Source organism: Chitinophaga rupis, assembly GCF_900109685.1.
GTDB classification, from domain to species: Bacteria; Bacteroidota; Bacteroidia; order Chitinophagales; family Chitinophagaceae; genus Chitinophaga; species Chitinophaga rupis.
Map to the genome: position 1 here is coordinate 986,209 of NZ_FOBB01000002.1, position 19,574 is coordinate 1,005,782.

11 protein-coding genes are annotated in these 19,574 nt (G+C 48.2%); 8 read left to right on the top strand and 3 right to left on the bottom strand.

Annotated features, from left to right (window positions below; translation table 11 throughout):
* Nucleotides 1-67: 67 nt before the first annotated feature.
* Nucleotides 68-2,851, bottom strand: a complete 2,784-nt coding sequence (locus BMZ54_RS11000; RefSeq protein ID WP_143080970.1) for a hypothetical protein — start codon at nt 2,849-2,851, stop codon at nt 68-70.
* Between the two features lie 490 nt (nt 2,852-3,341).
* Between BMZ54_RS11000 and BMZ54_RS11005 the strand changes: the two genes are divergently transcribed.
* From BMZ54_RS11005 to BMZ54_RS11030, 6 genes are all read left to right on the top strand, one after another.
* Complete coding sequence (locus tag BMZ54_RS11005) at nt 3,342-4,283, top strand: trypsin-like serine peptidase (RefSeq protein WP_089910596.1); 942 nt, start codon at nt 3,342-3,344, stop codon at nt 4,281-4,283.
* 27 nt (nt 4,284-4,310) lie between these two features.
* Entirely contained in the window at nt 4,311-5,867 is a 1,557-nt protein-coding gene (locus tag BMZ54_RS11010; protein WP_089910599.1) for a phospholipase D-like domain-containing protein, read from the top strand.
* 10 nt (nt 5,868-5,877) lie between these two features.
* Nucleotides 5,878-7,071 (top strand): hypothetical protein, encoded by a 1,194-nt coding sequence (locus BMZ54_RS11015; protein WP_089910600.1) that lies wholly within the window; start codon nt 5,878-5,880, stop codon nt 7,069-7,071.
* Nucleotides 7,072-7,075: 4 nt separating this feature from the next.
* Complete coding sequence (locus BMZ54_RS11020) at nt 7,076-9,754, top strand: ATP-binding protein (RefSeq protein WP_089910603.1); 2,679 nt, start codon at nt 7,076-7,078, stop codon at nt 9,752-9,754.
* Complete coding sequence (locus BMZ54_RS11025; RefSeq protein WP_089910605.1) at nt 9,754-10,869, top strand: trypsin-like peptidase domain-containing protein; 1,116 nt, start codon at nt 9,754-9,756, stop codon at nt 10,867-10,869. The genes BMZ54_RS11020 and BMZ54_RS11025 overlap by 1 nt, the downstream gene beginning before the upstream one ends.
* A gap of 462 nt (nt 10,870-11,331) precedes the next feature.
* Nucleotides 11,332-12,336, top strand: a complete 1,005-nt coding sequence (locus tag BMZ54_RS11030; RefSeq protein ID WP_089910607.1) for a FecR family protein — start codon at nt 11,332-11,334, stop codon at nt 12,334-12,336.
* A 542-nt stretch (nt 12,337-12,878) separates the two neighbouring features.
* Here the strand turns inward: BMZ54_RS11030 and BMZ54_RS11035 are convergent.
* The gene (locus BMZ54_RS11035) at nt 12,879-16,076 is read right to left on the bottom strand and encodes a SusC/RagA family TonB-linked outer membrane protein (RefSeq protein ID WP_202909207.1); all 3,198 of its coding nucleotides are present in this window, start codon (nt 16,074-16,076) and stop codon (nt 12,879-12,881) included.
* Between the two features lie 235 nt (nt 16,077-16,311).
* Between BMZ54_RS11035 and dinB the strand changes: the two genes are divergently transcribed.
* Complete coding sequence (gene dinB, locus BMZ54_RS11040) at nt 16,312-17,403, top strand: DNA polymerase IV (protein WP_089911919.1); 1,092 nt, start codon at nt 16,312-16,314, stop codon at nt 17,401-17,403.
* Between the two features lie 4 nt (nt 17,404-17,407).
* Here dinB and BMZ54_RS11045 read toward each other — a convergent pair whose 3' ends face one another.
* On the bottom strand, nt 17,408-18,412 hold the full coding sequence (locus BMZ54_RS11045) for an AraC family transcriptional regulator (RefSeq protein WP_089910613.1): 1,005 nt from the start codon (nt 18,410-18,412) through the stop codon (nt 17,408-17,410).
* A gap of 137 nt (nt 18,413-18,549) precedes the next feature.
* On the opposite strand from BMZ54_RS11045, the gene BMZ54_RS11050 reads away from it, so the two are divergent.
* Nucleotides 18,550-19,566, top strand: coding sequence for a zinc-dependent alcohol dehydrogenase family protein (locus BMZ54_RS11050; protein ID WP_089911923.1), 1,017 nt, complete (start codon nt 18,550-18,552; stop codon nt 19,564-19,566).
* The last annotated feature ends 8 nt before the right edge of the window (nt 19,567-19,574 follow it).

The window sequence follows — 19,574 nt, forward strand, 5'->3', positions numbered from 1 at the left end:
CTTGATTACATCTTCCGGAGTATGTATTCAGATTGCTGATGAAAAGCAAGGTTCTATAGCTAAAGTTTCACCTGCACGCCCGCTCATTCTCCTCACTACTAACCCCCATTATATCAAACACCTCCTTATCCATCCCCGGCAGCGATTGATATCCGGCACTCCACTCCGGCGTTTTCACATATCCCACACCGCCAACGCACACCTCCATTAACCCCTCCATCCGCGACAGCGGAAAACCCAAGCCCAAGCCACCGGAAAAAGCATTCCGGAACAGGCGTTGCGCAATAGTGAACGCCAGCGCGTTGTCCATGATCTCTTTATTGATGCCTGACTGTAGGTGCTGGTCAATGGTTTTTCGGATCATATTATCCGGTTGAAGATAAGGAAACGCCCAGGGGCTATTATCCGCCTCCGGATGAAGATCCTTTTTACAGAACCGGCTTTTATTATAGGCCACTTGCTCAATAAAAGTTAATAGATTATCATCTGCAGGCAACATTAGGGAGCGAAGGTCTGGATCCAATAAATAAGCATTCTCCCGCACACCAGACCGGATCTCCGATTGTGTGATCAGGATATCTCCAGCGCTCATATTTCCCGGAAAACCAGCGTTTATTTTGTTAAAAAATTCTTCCCCTGTAGCGCTGCCGGCCAGGTGGGTTACTATGAGATCAATCAGGTATTGATGGTAGTAGTTTTTTTTAACCCGCATAGGGGAGAGCAGGGGATCGTTAAATACACGGCCATTTAATAATTTCTCCTTTAATAACGCATAATTACTAATAACAAAACCGGTGAATTGTTTGTAAGGACCTTCCACCAGGTAGTTTTCCGTACCCTCATAAAGATGCCTTTTAAAGATGAGGTAATAGGCGCATGCATCATACATGAACTTCTGATAGCGGAACTGCAGCAACGCATACCGCACCTGGCCGGAAGGTTCATTGTATGCATAGGTATCTACAAAACGGTCCATGCTGATGAGGTTACAACCCAGCGGGGTATTTACCAGCGCCGGATGCACCAGCACTCTTAGAGGCAGTGCGCCATCTGTACAGTTGATCATGGTAGCGGCCACGGGCCTGGCATCAGCAGCATAGGCCATGGCCTGCGCAATAACAGGTTTAGGGAAGCGGCCCAGGTTATACTTTTTACCCGCTGCATCAATAAGGGTAATATTTACAAAGCCTGTGAAATCCTCCCATTGCATGTCCCGGATGTCTAGTGCTATGGGAGCCTTCTCCGGATCACGCCCTATCAGCACCCCGCCGATCCAGGGGTTAGCGGAAAGATTGGAAAAGCTAAAGGAGTTATCAAAAGCTTCCTCACGGGTAAAGGCAACAATGCTGTTGGGCGAGAACCGCTTCAAGGGTTTCATGATCACAGCATAATGCGTAGGAGCTGAAGATTGCAGGGAATTGGGAAAGTAATCTTCATAGGTGCTTAGTCCGCCGGCATAAGCGGCTTTGATATAGGGCCTTACCTGGGGGTTAGCCGCTTTTTCCACATATGCATCCAGCCGGCTTTCGGTCATCTGGTATTCCGGCTCCTGCATGCGGCTATAGATCATAGCGGGCGGCGCCTGCCTGATGGCGTTGTTCATCTTCTCAAAAGGAAGGGAATGCTTTTTCAGATGGTCCTTAATTTTTGTGAGATGATCCGAAATCACTGTACCCGCAGGCGTATGCCGGATGTTATGGATAGATGCCATCACGATTTTGTGATCAATGAAAAGAGCTGTTAAAAATTCTATGGCCTTCATTTCCAGGATATTATCAAATGCTTTCTGAAAGCTGCGGGGAAAGGCGCCGGTGAAAAACCTTAGAAAAACCGGTTCTCCTAACAGATCCTTAAGTATTTCTTTTGACCAGTTATCAGCCAGACTGTCGTGCAGATTTTCAAAGCTCATGGTAATTACATCATCGATTGTTACCTGATCGTTATACGTGCTGTAAAAATCCCTGAGCTGTGTGCGGAACAATTGTTGCTCCCGGGCGTTTAGCCGGCTAACTGCGGTGCTAAGGCCGGCCTCTATTTTTTTGCCAAAGCCGGTAACAGGGCCAGTCTGCGCTGCGTGAAATGCATAGGCTTTAATGAAACTGGTAGCTGCGGGAGAGGGGCTGTTAGCCTCAAAGTTCTGAAACGGGTTGCTAAGCTCATAAGCATGCGGATCTGCAGCGATCTGTTTCTGTGCCACGTATGCCCTTAATAAGTTTTGCCTTACCTGGGTGCTCGCTAACCGGAACTGCTGTATGCTATCCAGGCTTACGCTATCCTGCAAAAAAGAGCGCATGATTTCCCGTTCCATGATACGGCTTAACCTGGCAATATCAGCACTCAGATCTGCGGACAGGGGCGCCTTCTTTTGCGCATCCGGAGGGAAGCGCAGGTTCCACTTTTCATCCAGGGTTTGGATGCGGTTTGCAACAATAATATTTTCCAGGTTGTAACGTGCGTTTACCGTGGCAAATGGTAGCTGGATGGCCTGTAATATAAAAAGCGAAGCCAGTAATATTATACCGGCGATGATAGAGAGCGCAGTATGTGTTTTGTTAACACGGCTGTGCATGCCGGCGGATGTAAAGAAAGCGAGCGCTCCGCCTTCGGGACGCTGCCGGACATGTTCCCTGATATGGTTGCTGATAACGCTGTAAATAATTATCAACGCCAGAACAGGCAGTACTGCCAGGTCTATCCATTTCCAGGTTTCATTAAACGCATCATGAAAGTGTTTTAATGCGGTTAGAGGGGCAAACAGCATACGGGCAAGCACAATGTTTTCACTGATGCCTGTTAAATTATTGAGCATAAAAACCAATACCGCCAGAAGTGTATAGACAATAGCCGCCATAAGAGAAAACTTGCGGACATAGGAACTAAATGCAAACCAGGTAAGCCTGGCAACTGCAGCTTGAGAGCCACTTAATGCATTCAACTTTTTTGACAAAGTATTGAACAGGCTATACAAAAGCCAGGCCAGCAGGCAAGACAGGTAAATTGGCATAAGCACGGCTTGAGGTTACAAAACGGTTTCCACTTATATTAAATGCTGGTTCTTGCAACGGTCTGTTTACTATGGTCCCCTGTTATGAATACAAAAGGCATCTGTTAATTGTTCATATAGCTATTATATAGAAATTATTATTTAGCGCATTATGTTTAACCACTTCCTTTCTATAGCCCGCTCCGGGCCTTTCTCTATCATAAAAAAAATTTCCCATTCTTATCGTTATTAACTATTTTTATAAGGAATCAATACCCCATTTCAGCCGGCTCTATTTCCCCGAACGGATCAATTTTTAACATCACCCCATTTAAATTTATCAGCAAACCTATTTATCATGCCTGATGTAGTACCTGTGACAGGATTGCATGCCCCTATAACAAATATTATTACCTCTGAATCATCTGTAATAGTGCCCATGGAATCGCCCGGATCGCCCGGCTATGGCGATATATGGCCTATAACAGACGGCGCGGAAATAGAATATATACCGCGCATTATACCGGAATTTACTACAGAGGACGATACCTCATTTAATGTTCCGGACCTGTCAGGCCTGGCGGATATTGGCAATGCCTCTTTCGGTGAAAGTCCCATCAGGGAGGTTGTGATAGGCGCCGATGAACGCGTACAGATCACAGATACCAGAAAATATCCCTGGCGCGCAACAGCTTCCCTGCTGATCACCGCAGCCGATAATACGCAATGGATAGGTACCGGCTGGTTCATAAGCCCGCGCACACTGATCACCGCAGGACATTGTGTATATATCAAGAACAGCGGTATGCCTGCCCGCGACGGCTGGGTAAAAAAGATACAGGTAATGCCCGGCCGTAATGGTACAGAGCTGCCCTTTGGCGGTAAAACCGCTACGGAGTTCTGGACCGTGCAGGGATGGGGTGAAAAAGGACTGGAGCATTACGATTACGGCGCCATTATTTTACCGGCCCCCTTTGAGGAGGAGCTGGGATATATGGGTTTTGGCGTGTATGACGATAACCTGTTACTGGCATCCATCGCCAACATTGAAGGCTACCCGGGCGATAAGCCCCCAGGCACTTTATGGTATGATAACAGGCAGATAGGCAGTGTGAACACCGACAAGGTTTTTTACGCAGCAGATACTGCAGGCGGGCAAAGCGGCGCAGGCGTGTACATCATTAAGGGCGGACAGCGGAAAGCAGTGGCCATACATACCTACGGCGGCAATACGGCCAACTCCGGCACCAGGATATCGTCCCAGGTTTTCTCGAACCTGGAAAGCTGGAAAAGAACATAATTCATCACAGATCCCAAAAGAATAGCAATGCAAACAATGGAAGAAATATTACCGGTAAGCCCCGACATATTTGCACCGGTGATTGCGGTAATTAAAGCCAACCGGGAAGCACTGTTAACCATACCCGGTGTATTTGGTGTACGTCCGGGATTCAGTAAAAGTAACCGTGGAGAAGATCCTGTACCGGTAATAGTAGTGGTAACAAAACCGGATGCCGGTATAGTGCCCCTGCCGGAAAGCCTGGAAGGCATACCTCTTGAAACTGAAACAGCCTCCCCGCTGGACCTGGCAGAAGGCGGCGTAATACCACTCTCCATATGGGAAGGGTATAGCCCGGAAGCAGTTCCCCATATTAATTACCAGCCGCCGGATCCCAACGAGGTAGCGCTAACGGAAATGGACGTGCAGCATGTGACTTGCCATGTGGGGCCGGATTCCGGCTGGACCACCCTGCAGCCTTTCCTTGAAGGCACCACCACCAGCCTTACCGTGGCCATGTACGAGTTTTATGCAGCGCATATTATTGATACCATTACCACCTTAGGGCAGGAGCGGGGCGCTACGCTCAGCATGATCTTACAGGTAGATAAGAATGACCGCGATATAGCAGATACGCTTTCACAAAGCTGGGGCGAAAGATTGGAATTTGTAAAAGCATCCGTATCCGGCGCTAACCGTATTTTTAATAACTCGTACCATACCAAGGTTGCGGTGCGTGATTCCAGCGCTTTCTGGCTTTCCAGCGGCAACTGGAGCCCTCACAGCCAGCCCCTGATAGCACCCGGAAATGAGCAGTTCCTGTATAAGGAAGGTAACCGGGAATGGCATGTGATCATTGAAGACGGGTCTTTGGCAAAGATGTACGAAAAATTTATCCGCTATGATATGCGGCAGGCCATAGGTGCAGTAACGGAGGAAGCTTTTTTTGAGCCGCCGGATCTTTTTGTACCGGAGGCCCTGGCCGAAGCGGAAGCAGCGGTGATACAGCCACAGCCCTTTGCAGCAGCAACCTTTTATACAAATGGTGAGACTGTGAGAGTGAAACCGTTAATGAGCCCCGATAATTATGCAGCGGAAGTATTGAAGCTGATTGAAGCAGCAGAGGAATCCCTGTATCTGCAATTCTCTTACATACGCCAGCCTTCAACAGAAATATTTGACCGGATCATTGCCGCTATTGCCCAAAAGATGGAAGATGGCCTGGATGTAAAAGTAATTGCTGGCCCCAGCCAGAAAGCAGAGCACTCCGATCTGCTGATCGGTACCCGTAAATGGAAAAGAAACATGTTCCGCCGGCAAAGCAGCAAAGTACATAACAAGGGTATTCTCATTGATGGTAAAATAGCGGTGGTAGGCAGCAACAACTGGTCTTCTGACGGTACGCAATACAACCGGGATACCAGCCTGGTATTCTTTTCCCCGGAAATAGCCGCGTACTATACCGCAGTATTTATGTTTGACTGGAACAATCTAACAAAGCCCATCGCCCATGCGCCGGAAATTACCCCGCTGATAGCGGGTGAAAATGAGCCTGCACCCCCGGGCATGCGCCGTGTAAGCTGGCAGGAATGGTATGACGCATAAATTAATACTTATGTTATCTGAAAACGATAAAGACTATGTAATAGAAGTGCTCACCAGCCGCCTGATACTGGAAGAAAGACCCAGGACCGCGCTGGTACTCTTTTTTATGAACACTACATTTGCTGAAGACCTGGTACAGGGGAAAGCCCGTGAAATAGCCATGGATGCCGTACGCTTATGCATAAACGACGGCTGGGACCACACACCTACCTGGATGGAGCGCTTGCTGGAAATCTATCAACTGACGATTGTAGATGCCAAGATAGCAGAGATCTGGGAACGCTCACGGCGCCAGCCGCCCCCGGCTGCAGACCCGCTTGACCAGACCGTGCTGAATAACAGCACCCCGTTTGTGAACCGGAAAACACTACGCTCGCACCTGCACCGGCTGTCCACTGCCGGTGCTAACCTGCAGCCCATACTGGTAGTGAACGGGGACACCCAATGCGGGAAATCGTACTCCACAAATTATATAGAGCACTTTTCAAACATTAAGTCCATCATTACCTACCGGCTTTCATTGGACCCTGAGTTGGGCCTGTCAATGGGGCCCCGGGAAGTGGCTATGGACCTGGTGTACCAGATGGGCCGGTCGCTCACCAGCATGCCCGCACCTGAAACCAATTTAAACCTGTATGCCCGGCAGCTGGCAGGCTGGGTGCTGAATGAAGCATCGCAAACCCCTTCACAGCACTGGTTTGTTTTAGACAACTTTCGCGGGGATATGCTGCTGCCGGCAACCCGGAACTTTCTGGTAGCCCTTTCAGACCGGATCACTACAGGCGTATTTGCGCAGAAATGCCGGCTGATACTGATAGGATTTGACCGGGCGGTACTCACCGTGGATCCCGGCAAGGTAGAGGAAGAACGGATACAACCCTGCACAGCCAACGATGTGGAATTTGCAGTAGATGAAATAATGAAAAGAGCATCCGGCTACACTTTTAATGTACAGCACCTGGCCGCCTATGTCTGCACGGATCTTCCTAAAGCACCGGAGAAAATGTATGAGCTGAACCAGCGCTTAAGAGTGCTTTTGCGTGCGGTAAATGAGCTGAGCGTGATCTTTGCAGGCGTACCCGGCATTGATTTCGAGGCCGTGCTGCTGCAGGTTCTTACCGGTTTGCCAAAAGACCGCGCGGAACGTATGAATGAGCTGGAGCAAAGACTGGACGCTCTGAAAGATTCTCTCAACGAAATTTAATGTTATGTCATCATCAGATATTACTGCCAGGATCATTGCAAAATATACCAGCAAGCTGGATGAACGCCAGCAAAAGGGAACAACGGGTGATGATCAGCTGTTATGGGCTTACCTGCAGGCAGCAGCCGTGCTGCATTGTTTTGTTTGTGATTCCCTGCAGCCGCTTGATAGTACCGTAACGCACCCGCATCCCCGGGTATTATTGTATGACTATGTTGTACCGGCTGCCGGCGGATTATCAGAAGGCCTTTTTACCCTAAAGCCTGCTACAAGGCAGGAGGCATTGCGCAAGTTCCCATCCAGAACAGCCATGCAGGCCGCCTTACAGGCCAACCCGGGTCGTTTGATGACCGAAGTGCAAAAGCTATGGGAAGGCTACCTCTCCACCGGTACCATACCGCCGCCGGAAAAATTGGGCTATAAACAGCTGAACTGTTTGTGCCAGGTACTTAGCTGGCTGGGAGGAACAGACGACAGCCTGCCTTCCCAGGCCGATGTACTGCTGTTGTTACACCGGAAAAGCGTGCTGGCAAGTTTTGAGCACCTGGTTATTTCCAACTTTACCGGGCGTAAAAAGGAGCTGCGTACCCTGAACCAGCATATAGGCAATGCCTCCACTTCCATACTGGACTGGTTCACCTCTAAAAAGAAACCCATACTGGCCATACATGGTCCGGGCGGTATTGGGAAATCGGCGCTGGTAGGCCGTTTGCTGTGGGAGAATTTCCAGGGGGGTGACAGTAAGAAAAAGATCCCCTTTGCTTACCTGGCCTTTGACCAGCCTAACCTGCGCATTGAAACGCCCTTTACAATACTGGTGGAAGTGGCTGCGCAGCTGGCATTGCAGCTGCCGGAGCTTGCCGCCGCGTTCATACAGTTCAATGATGTGGTGCGCGACTACCGGGATGGCCAGGGTGCAATAAATAACCGCGGAGATATATCGGCTACCCGTACTATTCGCCTGAACGCATACCGTACAGCAGATGAAACGCTCTATGGTGAATTTGCATCGCTACTGGATATTATTTCAAAACATAACAACCCCAAAAGCCCGCTCCCGGTATTAATTGTACTGGATACTTTTGAGGAGGTACAGTACCGCGATCGTGAAAGCCTGAGCGCCTTCTGGCACATGCTTCGTATTATTCAAATGGAGTTTTCCCTGCTCTCTGTAATTATTGCAGGCCGAACACCCGTTGCAGATCTGGGAGTTGATAAAGATGCTTTGCAGGAGCTGGCGCTGGAACGGCTGGACCAGGCGGACAGCATTGCGTTGCTGCAGGCCCTTGGCATTACAGATGGAACCATTGCAAAAGCCGTTGCCGGCCAGGTGGGCGGCAATCCTTTATCGCTGCGGCTTGCAGCCAACTTAATTACATCCGACACCAGCGCTGCAGGCACTTCAGGCATTAAGAACCTGAGCACATCCAACTGGATGTTCTTCCGGCTGGATGAGCAGATCATACAGGGGCAGCTATACAAAAGGATCCTGGATCATATCCATAATGAGGAGGTGCGTAAGCTGGCGCATCCCGGCATGGTGCTACGCATTACCAGTCCTGCAATAATATTATATGTGCTGGCTCCTGTTTGCAAAATAGCCATTGGAAGTATAACGGAAGCAGAAGCGCTTTTTGAAGCATTAAAACGGGAGCATGCGCTGGTAACATTGGGCGACGCCGGTACCCTGGTATACCGCCCGGAGATCCGGCAATCCATGATCCGGCTGCTGAAGCAGGATAAATACGCTGAAGTACGTACGCTGCATAATGCCGCCATTGCTTTTTACGCAGGGCAGGAAACTATTGAGGCGCGCGCGGAAGAAATGTATCACCGCCTGGCCCTGGGTGAAGACAGCTATTACCAGCTTGACCAGCGCTGGACAAAGGGTATTGAGCAATCCATAGCCTCTAACCTGGAAGAATACCCGGACCATGTTAAAGTTTGGCTGGCTTCCAGGATGGCCCTTGAAGTGCCCCGTGATATTTATGCCAATGCAGATATCATGGATTGGGAACGAAATATAACGCGTAAGGTTAAACGCGCATTAAAGGAGCTGCAGTTTAAATGGGCGCTGGAATTATTAGGCGAACGGAAAGACCGCTCGGAACAAAGTCCGCTTTTTGCGCTGGAAGCGAAAGTATACATGCTCACAGAAAATAACAAGCGGGCGTGGGATGTGCTGGAACAGGGGATAGAGAAGGTATCCCGCTCCACGAACCGAGGCCGCCTGGCGGAATTGTTCTGGCTGCAGTCGCAGGTGGCATTACTCCGGAAAGATCCGCAGGCTGCCGATGCAAGGCTGGAACAGGCTGCGCAATCCGTTGCCGGTTCAGCCAATCCCATTCCCCTTATCCAGATCCTCTGCCACCGGCTGATGATCCAGGATGCCTACCATTTAAGTAACAGTAATATTATCCCGGCTTTACGTTTCAGGCTAAACGCTGCCTGTGAACGCATAAACGAAAGCAATGCCTATACGGTGCCCTTTGTAATTGAGCTGGCTATTCCACTCTTAGGTGATGAATATCCTAAAACCAGGAGGCAGCTGGAAAGCTTTAACATACACGGTTTCAACCCTACGCTTGACATACTGACCACTGAAAACCTCCGTGGCCTGGATGAATACCGGGAAAGCTGGGAACAGGAGGAAGATAATTATTTATACGAAAGCTTAGTTTAATGGCATTACTTACACAACAGGAGATCCTGAAACTGGCTGATGCGCTTATAGGCAGCCTGGACCCGGCTGGGAGCCGCATTGCATTGCTGCAATCCATTGACAGAAGATTTGTAGCCGTTTTTCCGCAGGCAGGTGCACCGGCTGCCCAAATGATGGTGGATATTGGGTACATGAATGACGTGGAACGGCTTACCTCCGGCGTGGTGCCGTTGCAGCAATACCTGCAGAATGCAGCCTTCCTGCTGTACGGGGCCGGACAAAATGAAGTAACGGTAAGGGCTATACTGGACCTGGTGACCCAACGGGCCACCGGCGCTCCCAGGCCTGATGTGGAAAACATCAAGGAAATAAAGGAACAAATCATTCATGCAGATGATATGGTCACCTTTGCCTTTATGGAAGCGGGTGTAAAAGCGGCGCCTGCTGTATTAAAGCTAAAGGTGCCGGGTTTTCAGAACGGTCAGCCCCGCAAGCTGGCGAATGGGCAGCCCGTGAATTTCTTAGGTACCGGCTGGCTGCTCACGTCATCGCTTATTATGACAAACCATCACGTTATTAATGCGCGGAAAGATAGTGAGGGCAATGCTTCGGAAGCTGACCTGCAGCTGCAGGCAAAAGGCACGCAGGCATTGCTGGATTTTGATGCAGATGAAATGGAAGCAGGCAGCACCATCCAGGTAACGGCGCTGGAAGCCTGGGAGCCCGGCCTGGATTATGCCATTATACGGGTGCCGGATACCGGCAGAAGCCCGCTGCGGTACACCGCGCAAAAGCTTACCTATAATAATGAACCTATTCCCGTGAATATTATTCAGCACCCCGGCGGGCGTGGTAAGCGTTATGCCATCCGAAATAATCTTGTAAGCTCCTCTACTGCTAATGAGCTGCGTTACTTTACAGATACGGAAGCCGGTACTTCCGGTTCGCCGGTATTGAACGACCAGTGGGAGGTAGTGGCCTTACACCGGGCATCCATGTCGGTATCCGGTGTGCAATTCCAGGGGAAGACCACTGCCTATGTGAATATCGGAACCCATTTATCATTAATCCTGGAAGATCTGAAAGCAAGATACCCGGCGCTTGCTGCAGAGATAGGGATAGGAGATACACTCTAATAAAAATAACAGTGTATGCATGACAGTACCGTATTAAAATTGTAAAGGATAGTATATTATTGATTTTCCCTGCAAAAAAAATCCCGGTAATAACATATGCTTTAACATATAATTAACCAGATATGCCCCATCCTGCTGTAAATTGAGCAGGATTTTTTCATCCCATATATCAATGATCCAAAGGGACAATAATTAATTAATCAATTATGTGAATGTAATTTAATTACACCGCTAAAACTTATACAGCAGGAGAATGTATGATTCTCTTATGCCCTGACATTGCATTAATTGATCATGCGCTGTTAGGCGCCCCAACTGTACATTATTAAACGCTGACAAATGAGTTTGCGCAACACTTGCCAAAACCTCTATGAGTTAGTATTAGCATCATCTGGCAAAGCTGCTCAATCGCGTTAAAGCGACTGTAGAAAAAACTTATGCACCAAAACAGAACTTACAAATATGAAATATAACCCCGACACTTTCTTTAATCTCGTAGCCGAGCAACTGGCGCGTATGATCAGCCCTGATGATGAGCAACTGCTGCGCGGAATCATTTCGGACGATTCCTGGGCTGCAAAGGAGTATGTCAAAGAAGTAGACCAGCACCGCTCCAGGGGATACAAAGTATCTAATGCGGCTATGAAGCTGTATCAGTATGCGCTCGAAGTCATTACTGCTGAACAGGCAAGGCGTGCGCACAGGATCGGGATCATGAGAATAGCCGCAGCTATACTGTTAATGATCATCTCCAGCATTTGCTATTTCCATTACGGGCCACCCACATTCGGAGGGAAGAATAGCTCACTGGCTTTTTCTTTTGCGAACAGGGAGGATACTGCGGTGCACACCGTGATAACATTCAGGGGAAAGGAAGATAGCGTTAGCCTGCCTGATGGATCTACGGTGCGCATCAATGCAGCTTCAAGCCTGCAGGTACGGTTTTCCAAAACAGACCGGAAAGTGAGCTTTAAAGGGGAGGCGTATTTCAGGGTAGCGCCCGGCCGCAGGCCTTTTGTCATTAACACGCCTTATGCCGCCATTGAGGTACTGGGCACAGAGTTCAATGTTAATACCTATGATTCCGGAGTAACAAAGATCTCGCTGGTTAAGGGCAAGATCCGCGTGAGAGCAATGGGCAAAGACGTTATTGTACGTGCAGGCGAGGAGCTGGTGTATACGCATGGCAGCACGTTTCAGCTACGGGCCTGCACCTGTAATGTTGCTTTGGCCTGGCAACATGGAGTATGCCATTTCTTCAATGAAGATCTAAACGCTATAGCTCCCAGGCTGGAACGGCTGTTTGATACCTGTGTGGTTGTGGATGATGTGCGGCTGTTGGATAAAAGATATACAGGTTTGATCGATAAGTCAACTGGCCTGATGGCTAACATAAATAATATACCAGCGATCACTAAACTTGATTGTCATTTTTCGGGAGATACCCTGCATATTACTTCTAAGTAAGCGGAAGGGCTATGAATGAAGCGGCAGGGTATGTTTTACCCTGCCGTTTTATGTTATTATGCATTATGGTTCCCGTTTTTCAGGTGTGGCTATGGCTGGCGATAGAGTACCGTTACACAAGCATCCAGGTACCAGGTTGTTGTTACACCTGCCGAAGTACTGGTGCAAATAACACCGGTTACAATGCTCGTGCAGTCTGATGGAGGTGTTGCTTGCAGGCAAAAACCAGGAAGATTGCTCTGAGTGTACCTGGCTATTGTGCGCTTAGCGCTTCCCTGCGAGAATAAGGTGGAAAGTAGTAACACGGCAATTGTAATTGCTAGACGCCGGTGTTTACATAGGAACTTTTTCATAATGATTAATTTTGGTTTTATGCTTACTCTGTTACATGGGTTTTCAGCATCTCCCACTATTGCTATCGATTGCGCAATAATTTTAATAATCATACGAATCACTGTAAGAAAGGTAATAACAGTAATTAAATTCCCGACTTAAAGAAGTAGCATAAATAAACCTATCGTCGGTGTCTTTGCCCCCTATGGTTAGAATGCTATTTGTAATCCTGCAGTAACCATTCTGGTCGTTGGATATCTTTCAGAGGATGCCACAGTTTCAGGATCTAAACCAGGATACCGGGTGATTGTGAATAAATTTTGCCCCTGTACAAATAATTTACTGCTTTTTATCCTGATCCTTTGCATCCATGTTTCGGGAAGATGGTAGGCAACAGATAATGACTGCATTCTTATATAAGAAGCGTCTGTTACCCGCTGATCGCCGTCAATAGCATAAGCGAAAGCCCTTCCTTCCGGTGTAGATGACGAACTGGTAAATCGCTGTATGTGGGTCACATCTCCCAGACGCTGCCAGCGATCCAATACTGTTATGGGCTGATTACTTATAGCGCCTGCAGGAATGTAAGAATCTGCATATTCGAATCCGTAGTTATTTTGCCGCACAAAGCGCAGAAGAAATTCAATTTCCCAACCTTTCCACCGGATATTATTTTGTATCCCTCCATATATAGTGGCTCCAATACCCTTGCCGTACACCTTGTCATCAGGAGTAACTCCGTCTTCTTTCTTGTCCGCAAACAGGAAGATACCTTTTTTCGGGTCTACGCCGAGTACATGCGGCCCCTTAAACATATCAAGCGGCAGCCCTATGGAGTAGAAGTTATAGTAAGTGGTCATTTCCAGGAACGGGAATGCTTTCAGCACTGTTCTGGGAAAACTGATATTGAAATTTGTTGTCCAGGTAAGCTTATCGGATCTTATATTATTGGAGATAATTTCTACCTCTATGCCTTTGTTTTCTACTATGGCCTGATAATTCACCGGATCTTTTTTACCACCGTTATAAGGAAGTTTTGATGTGAGAAGCAGGTCTGTGCTACGGTTATTATACAGGCTAAAGTTCACTAACAGCTGATCGTTAAGAAAACCAAGGTCCAGTCCCACTTCAGCTTTTCGTACTTTCTCCCAGGTATAATTCTTATACGGTATGGCGACGGAAATATTTTCTTCTGCTGCAGCAAAAGGCAGGTAGGCGTTTTTACTTTCATTGGGCATCCATCTGTCATTGCCTGTTATTCCCAGGCTTCCACGCAGTTTGCCAAAGCTCAGGATCCGGTTTTGTATCAGCCAGTTTTCCCTGCTGAAGATCCATCCGGCCGCAACGGTTCCAAAATTGCCGTATCTTCCCATATTGGATAGCCTGGTAGAGCCGTCCCGGTTAATAGTTATATTCAGTAAATATTTGTCGTTATGCTTATAGCCAATTTGTGCATACCAGGATGTATAACGATAGTTTTGCGGGGGCTGGTTAACGGTATCCACTAAAGATGCCGCTTTTTTATCTTCCAACTGCGTATCGTTCGTATAGCCATAGGCTGCATAGTTACTGGCAGTTTTCCCATCCTTCTGAAAAGCGCTCCCGATCAGCACATTAAATTGTTCTTTTCCAATCTTTTTTTTCCATGAACCTTGCAGCTCCGTAATCAGGTTTGAAAATTTAGTATCCGCGAAATAGCTAAAGCCAGGGGCCAGGCCACCAAATGACCTTGATGGATTGACCTGTGTTTCATGTACATTGAAGGAACCATAGCCCAGCGTGGATATTATAGATAGATCTGGTGTTACCTGGTAACTAAAGGTGCCATAAGCACGTGCATTATGTGAACCGGCTTTATAGGGCCGGAGCATATAGCCGTAAGGGTTGTCAGAAAAGGTTCCTGCTGCAAAGTTGATAGCATCATTAACGTAAGGCTCCGGTGTATTGGGTGGTAAAGAGGAAAATTGGACAAGGTCCTGGGGGGGCAGCTTATTCCGGTCAGCCACATAATTTGCTGAAACAGCAGCATTAAATTTTTTATTAAGTGAGCTGAAGTTGTATTGAACCCGTAATGATCCTTTGAGGTAAAAAAAATCTTTAGTGGGATAAACAGTGCTTTCACGCCTATACAGGCCGCTTAAGCGGTAGCTGCTGGTTTTACCTGCACCCACAACTTCCATATTTGCATTGGTAACATGACCGGTTCCGCCTATCAGTGTTTTTTGCCAGTTAGTATAACGCGTGGTATCCCAGGCTTTGAGGTCATAATCCCCATCGTCAACAGATCGCCTGTCGTTGCGCAATCCTTCATGACGCATTGATAAATATTGTTGGGTATTCAGGTATTTGATCAAATGACCTGCTTCAGCAATGCCTGAGTAGGCACTTACCGTCATTCCTTTCCTGTCTTCCCCGGGCATTTTACTGGTAATGACTATTACCCCATTGGCCCCGCGGGTGCCGTAGATGGCGGTAGCATCTGCATCTTTGAGCACAGCCATACTGGCAATGTCATGCACATTTATAAGATTTAATGTGCTGGCGGCAACATTTGCTCCTAATCCGGCGTCGTTTCTAAGTGTGTTGGCTACATCTGAATTGGATTGTCCCGAAATGAAAGGCATCCCATCATATATTATCAGCGGATCTGTATTGCAGTCAATGCTGTTCCTTCCACGCAAACGTATGTTTAAACTGCTGCCCGGCAATCCGCTGATAGCTGAAATATTTAATCCGGGTACGCGGCCTTGTAGTGCAAAAAGCGGGTTTGAAACCGGTTGTGCAGTAATGTCGTCCTCTTTTACCCTGCTAATATTCCCGGTAAGCGTTTGTTGGGAATACCCTACTACGGTTATCTGGTCCAGGTTTGCAACGTAGGGGTCTACCTGTATATTGATGGTATCTTCCTTTGCAATCACCTCTTTATTAATATAAAGCATGGAGCGCGTTGCAAGACGGGCATCCGGTTTAACATCTTTTAACCTGAACTGGCCGTTTTCATCCGTCCTGGTTCCTTTAAAGGAGGCCCTCACCCCAACAAAAATATTCTTAACAGGAATACCATTATTATCCCTTACTGTTCCTGTTACTGTGCGGGTAACATTTTTAGGCATCTCACCTAACAACGGATCGCCTTCTTTTCTGGGGAGGATCACAAAAACCTGCCCCCTGTAGTCCCAGGTAAGCTCTCTTTTTCTTAGCAGATAGGCGAGCACGTTATCCAGCGGTTCATTTTTAAATGTTACACTGATCCTTTCCGAACTATTTATCTGCTGGTCGTTGAAGAAGGCCTGCAGCTGGGTTTGTTCCCATACTGCATTAAAGAACTCGTTTAATGTCAGGTTTTCACAGGAAATAGTTACTCTCGCATCTTTCCCCTGCGTATAGGCATAGAAGTGGCCTGCCATTAATGTGGTAAAAAGGCAAATGGAAAAAAGTGAGGGGAATTTACGGGGATACATATCCTTAGATCAAATGACTCTCATTGTGATTAGTTAAATGCTGTCCTTATGCTCTCTGTATATAGTTCGTGACGTCAGTAGGTGTAATGACCCCGTAAATTATGATATTCGTTTTCTGGAATGGTTAATATCTTGTTAACGTCGGAAGCCCACCCTATCTTTGCTTTTTGCCACTTGCTGCATGCAAAACGAACCTTCCAAACCACTCCGCAAGATCATCCACATAGATATGGACGCTTTTTACGCGTCCATAGAGCAGCGCGATTTCCCGGAGTACCGTGGCAAACCCATTGTAGTGGGCGGCTCGCCTGAAGGCCGGGGTGGGGTAGTGGCTACAGCCAGCTATGAGGCTCGCAAATTCGGTGTCCGCTCTGCCATGCCATCCAAAAGGGCGCTGCAGCTTTGCCCGGATGCTATTTTCGTACGTCCAAGGTTTGATGTATACAAAGAGGTATCCCGCAGGATCCGCGAGATCTTTCACCGCTACACCGACCTGATAGAACCCCTTTCCCTGGATGAAGCTTTCCTGGATGTAACCCAGGATAAGCTACAGATAGGTTCTGCCATAGAAGTGGCTAAGCTCATCAAACAGGCTATAAAGGATGAGCTCCGGCTCACTGCATCTGCCGGCGTATCGGTGAATAAGTTTGTAGCCAAGATAGCTTCTGATATGCAAAAGCCGGACGGGCTTACCTTCATAGGTCCTTCTGCAATAGAAGATTTCATGGAAAAACTCCCGGTGGAAAAGTTCTTCGGGGTGGGCAAAGTAACGGCAGATAAGATGAAGCGTATGGGCCTGCACACCGGCGCCGATCTGAAAAAACTTACGGAAGCTGATCTTACCCAGCACTTTGGTAAGCCCGGCCGTTTCTATTACCGCATTGTGCGGGGCATTGATGAAAGGCCGGTGGAACCGCACCGCGAAACCAAATCCCTGAGCGCGGAAGATACCTTCCCTTATGACCTGACCACCCTGGAAGAAATGAATACAGAGCTGGATAAGCTATCGCTCACCGTACATAACCGCTTGGTGAAATACAATCTAAAGGGCCGCACTATTACACTGAAAGTAAAGTACAGCGATTTCCGGCAGATCACACGGAATTTATCTTTGAGCTACCCGGTTAATGATGTAGCTACCATACAGGCTACTGCCCGGCAGCTGATGGCTGCTGCTTTTTATGAGGATAATAAAGTGCGGTTGTTAGGAATAGGGTTATCAAACTTTGGTGAGATATTGCCGCCGGCGAACGGGCAGCTGGAATTGTTTTAATGTGCTAGTTTTTCAAATAATTCACCGGGCTGCTCCCTGTCCATCTTTTGAACGCCCGTGTAAATGCACTCAGCTCATTATACCCCAGTATATACGAGATCTCTTTAATAGGGTAAGTACCGGACTCCAGGTAATGCAGTGCCAGCGATTTGCGTACTGATTCTGCCAGCTGCTGGTAAGTGATGCCTTCCTCCTGCAGCTTGCGTTGCAGCGTACGGGCGCTGGTGTTAAAGTTCGCAGCAAGATCTTCCAAAGAAGGAATACCCAGGTAAGCATTGGCCAGTAAATAACTGCTTAACCGCGTACGCAGGTTGGGAATGTTGCCAAATGTATCATCCACCGCGCCTACCTTTTGCAGCAGCATGCTTTGCAGCTCGTAATTAGCGGTGAGCACCGGCGTATTCCAATGCTGTTTATCAAACTCAATTACATATTCCTTTGATTTCCGTAGAGCCGTACAGCGCAGTACCCGCTGGTATTCCGCTTCATGATCACTATTAAAGGGCAGCTTCACCTGTTTGGGCTGAATGAGCTGCAATACCAGTCCGTCCATTTCATGCAGGGTATAGGCCATGAAGAGGTCCATCATTTGCTGAAACGCAAAACTATGTTCCTGTGTACCATCTTTATAGGGAATGAACTGTATTGTGAAACCCGTTTTATGTTGTGTAACCTGCATGCCAAACAGGTCGGTGATGAGGTGCGTAAAGGACGCTGCCTGTGTGAGCGCTTCGCCTACCGTGCTGCTATGCTGAATGATGAGCCCTACCATGCCCAGGGCTGATGCCTGCATAGACTCGCCCAGGTGCAGTCCAAATAAAGGATCATTGCTCAGGTGGCAGGCATTTAGCCACAGGTCGTTCAGCTGTTTTGGGGTAATAACCAACGGGTTTTTACTTTGCAAGGCTGATATTGAAAGTCCTGCCAGGGAACATAGCTGCTCTGCAGGTATTTCCCGCCGTACTGCATAGGCCAGCAGGTTTTTCACTAATGCTTTTTGCATATCCATACATTCTGAAATTTTTGCCAAGATAAGTGTAAATACAACCGGGTGTGATGCCGTGGCGCAAAATGATCAATGATTGGCGCCTTTGGATAAACCCGCAGGCAACAGCCCGGCCTAGCTTTGCCATCAAAATAATGATCATGAGAGCTTATCATCTGGAAGATACCGGCGCTGTAAAAAAACTTATCCTGCAACAACATCCCATCCAGGAACCCGGCCCTACAGAGGTGCTGGTGCGTATGCATGCCGTATCCTTGAACCGGCGGGATACCTATATCCTGAACGGCGTGTACCCACTGCCGTCAGTACCCGGTGTAATACCTGTGAGCGATGGGGCAGGAGAGGTGGTTGCTGTAGGAGAAGCAGTACAAAGGTTTACCATAGGCGATCATGTAGCCGGCAGCTACTTTGCCCGTTGGGTAGATGGCCCCTTCAGCCGTGAACTTGGCCGCTATCAATTGGGCTGCACACTGCCCGGCATGCTCACAGAATATGCATTGCTGGAAGAAGAAAGCCTGGTGCATGTACCACCGCACCTGAGCTGGGAAGAAGCTGCCACCTTACCCTGCGCAGGACTAACCGCCTGGAGCGCACTTACCGGCGGCGGCCCCGTTACACCGGGGCAAACCGTACTTACCATTGGTACCGGCGGCGTAGCATTGTTTGCTTTGCAGTTTGCCAAAATGCTGGGCGCAAAAGTGATTGCCATTACATCCTGCCCCGAGAAGGCGGCGCGGCTCATCGAGCTGGGTGCGGATGATGTGATCAACCGGCATACCATACCCAACTGGCCGCCTGCAGTACGGGCGCTCACGAACGGACAAGGCATAGATCATATCATAGAAACCGGCGGCGCCGATACCATTGAGCAATCCTTACAGGTAGCTGCGCTTAATGCCAATGTAGCGCTGGTGAGTGTGCTGGGCATACAAAAAAAGATGATAGAAATAGATCCCATCATACTGGCCGGCAACCTGGTTACCATGCGCCGTTTATTTGTTGGCCACCGCACTGGCCTGGAAGACATGATCCGCGCTATCGCAGTACACCTGCTGCACCCGGTAATAGACCGTGTATTCCCCTTTGAGGAAGCTGCACAGGCCTATGAATATTTTGCTACGGGCCGCCTGATGGGAAAAGTAGTGATCAAAATATAGAAATACCC

Excerpts from the sequence above, each read along its gene's own strand:
- BMZ54_RS11000 (WP_143080970.1), bottom strand. The coding sequence starts at position 2,851 with ATGGCGGCTATTGTCTATACACTTCTGGCGGTATTGGTTTTTATGCTC.
- BMZ54_RS11005 (WP_089910596.1), top strand. The coding sequence starts at position 3,342 with ATGCCTGATGTAGTACCTGTGACAGGATTGCATGCCCCTATAACAAAT.
- BMZ54_RS11010 (WP_089910599.1), top strand. The coding sequence starts at position 4,311 with ATGCAAACAATGGAAGAAATATTACCGGTAAGCCCCGACATATTTGCA.
- BMZ54_RS11015 (WP_089910600.1), top strand. The coding sequence starts at position 5,878 with ATGTTATCTGAAAACGATAAAGACTATGTAATAGAAGTGCTCACCAGC.
- BMZ54_RS11020 (WP_089910603.1), top strand. The coding sequence starts at position 7,076 with ATGTCATCATCAGATATTACTGCCAGGATCATTGCAAAATATACCAGC.
- BMZ54_RS11025 (WP_089910605.1), top strand. The coding sequence starts at position 9,754 with ATGGCATTACTTACACAACAGGAGATCCTGAAACTGGCTGATGCGCTT.
- BMZ54_RS11030 (WP_089910607.1), top strand. The coding sequence starts at position 11,332 with ATGAAATATAACCCCGACACTTTCTTTAATCTCGTAGCCGAGCAACTG.
- BMZ54_RS11035 (WP_202909207.1), bottom strand. The coding sequence starts at position 16,076 with ATGGCAGGCCACTTCTATGCCTATACGCAGGGGAAAGATGCGAGAGTA.
- dinB (WP_089911919.1), top strand. The coding sequence starts at position 16,312 with ATGCAAAACGAACCTTCCAAACCACTCCGCAAGATCATCCACATAGAT.
- BMZ54_RS11045 (WP_089910613.1), bottom strand. The coding sequence starts at position 18,412 with ATGGATATGCAAAAAGCATTAGTGAAAAACCTGCTGGCCTATGCAGTA.
- BMZ54_RS11050 (WP_089911923.1), top strand. The coding sequence starts at position 18,550 with ATGAGAGCTTATCATCTGGAAGATACCGGCGCTGTAAAAAAACTTATC.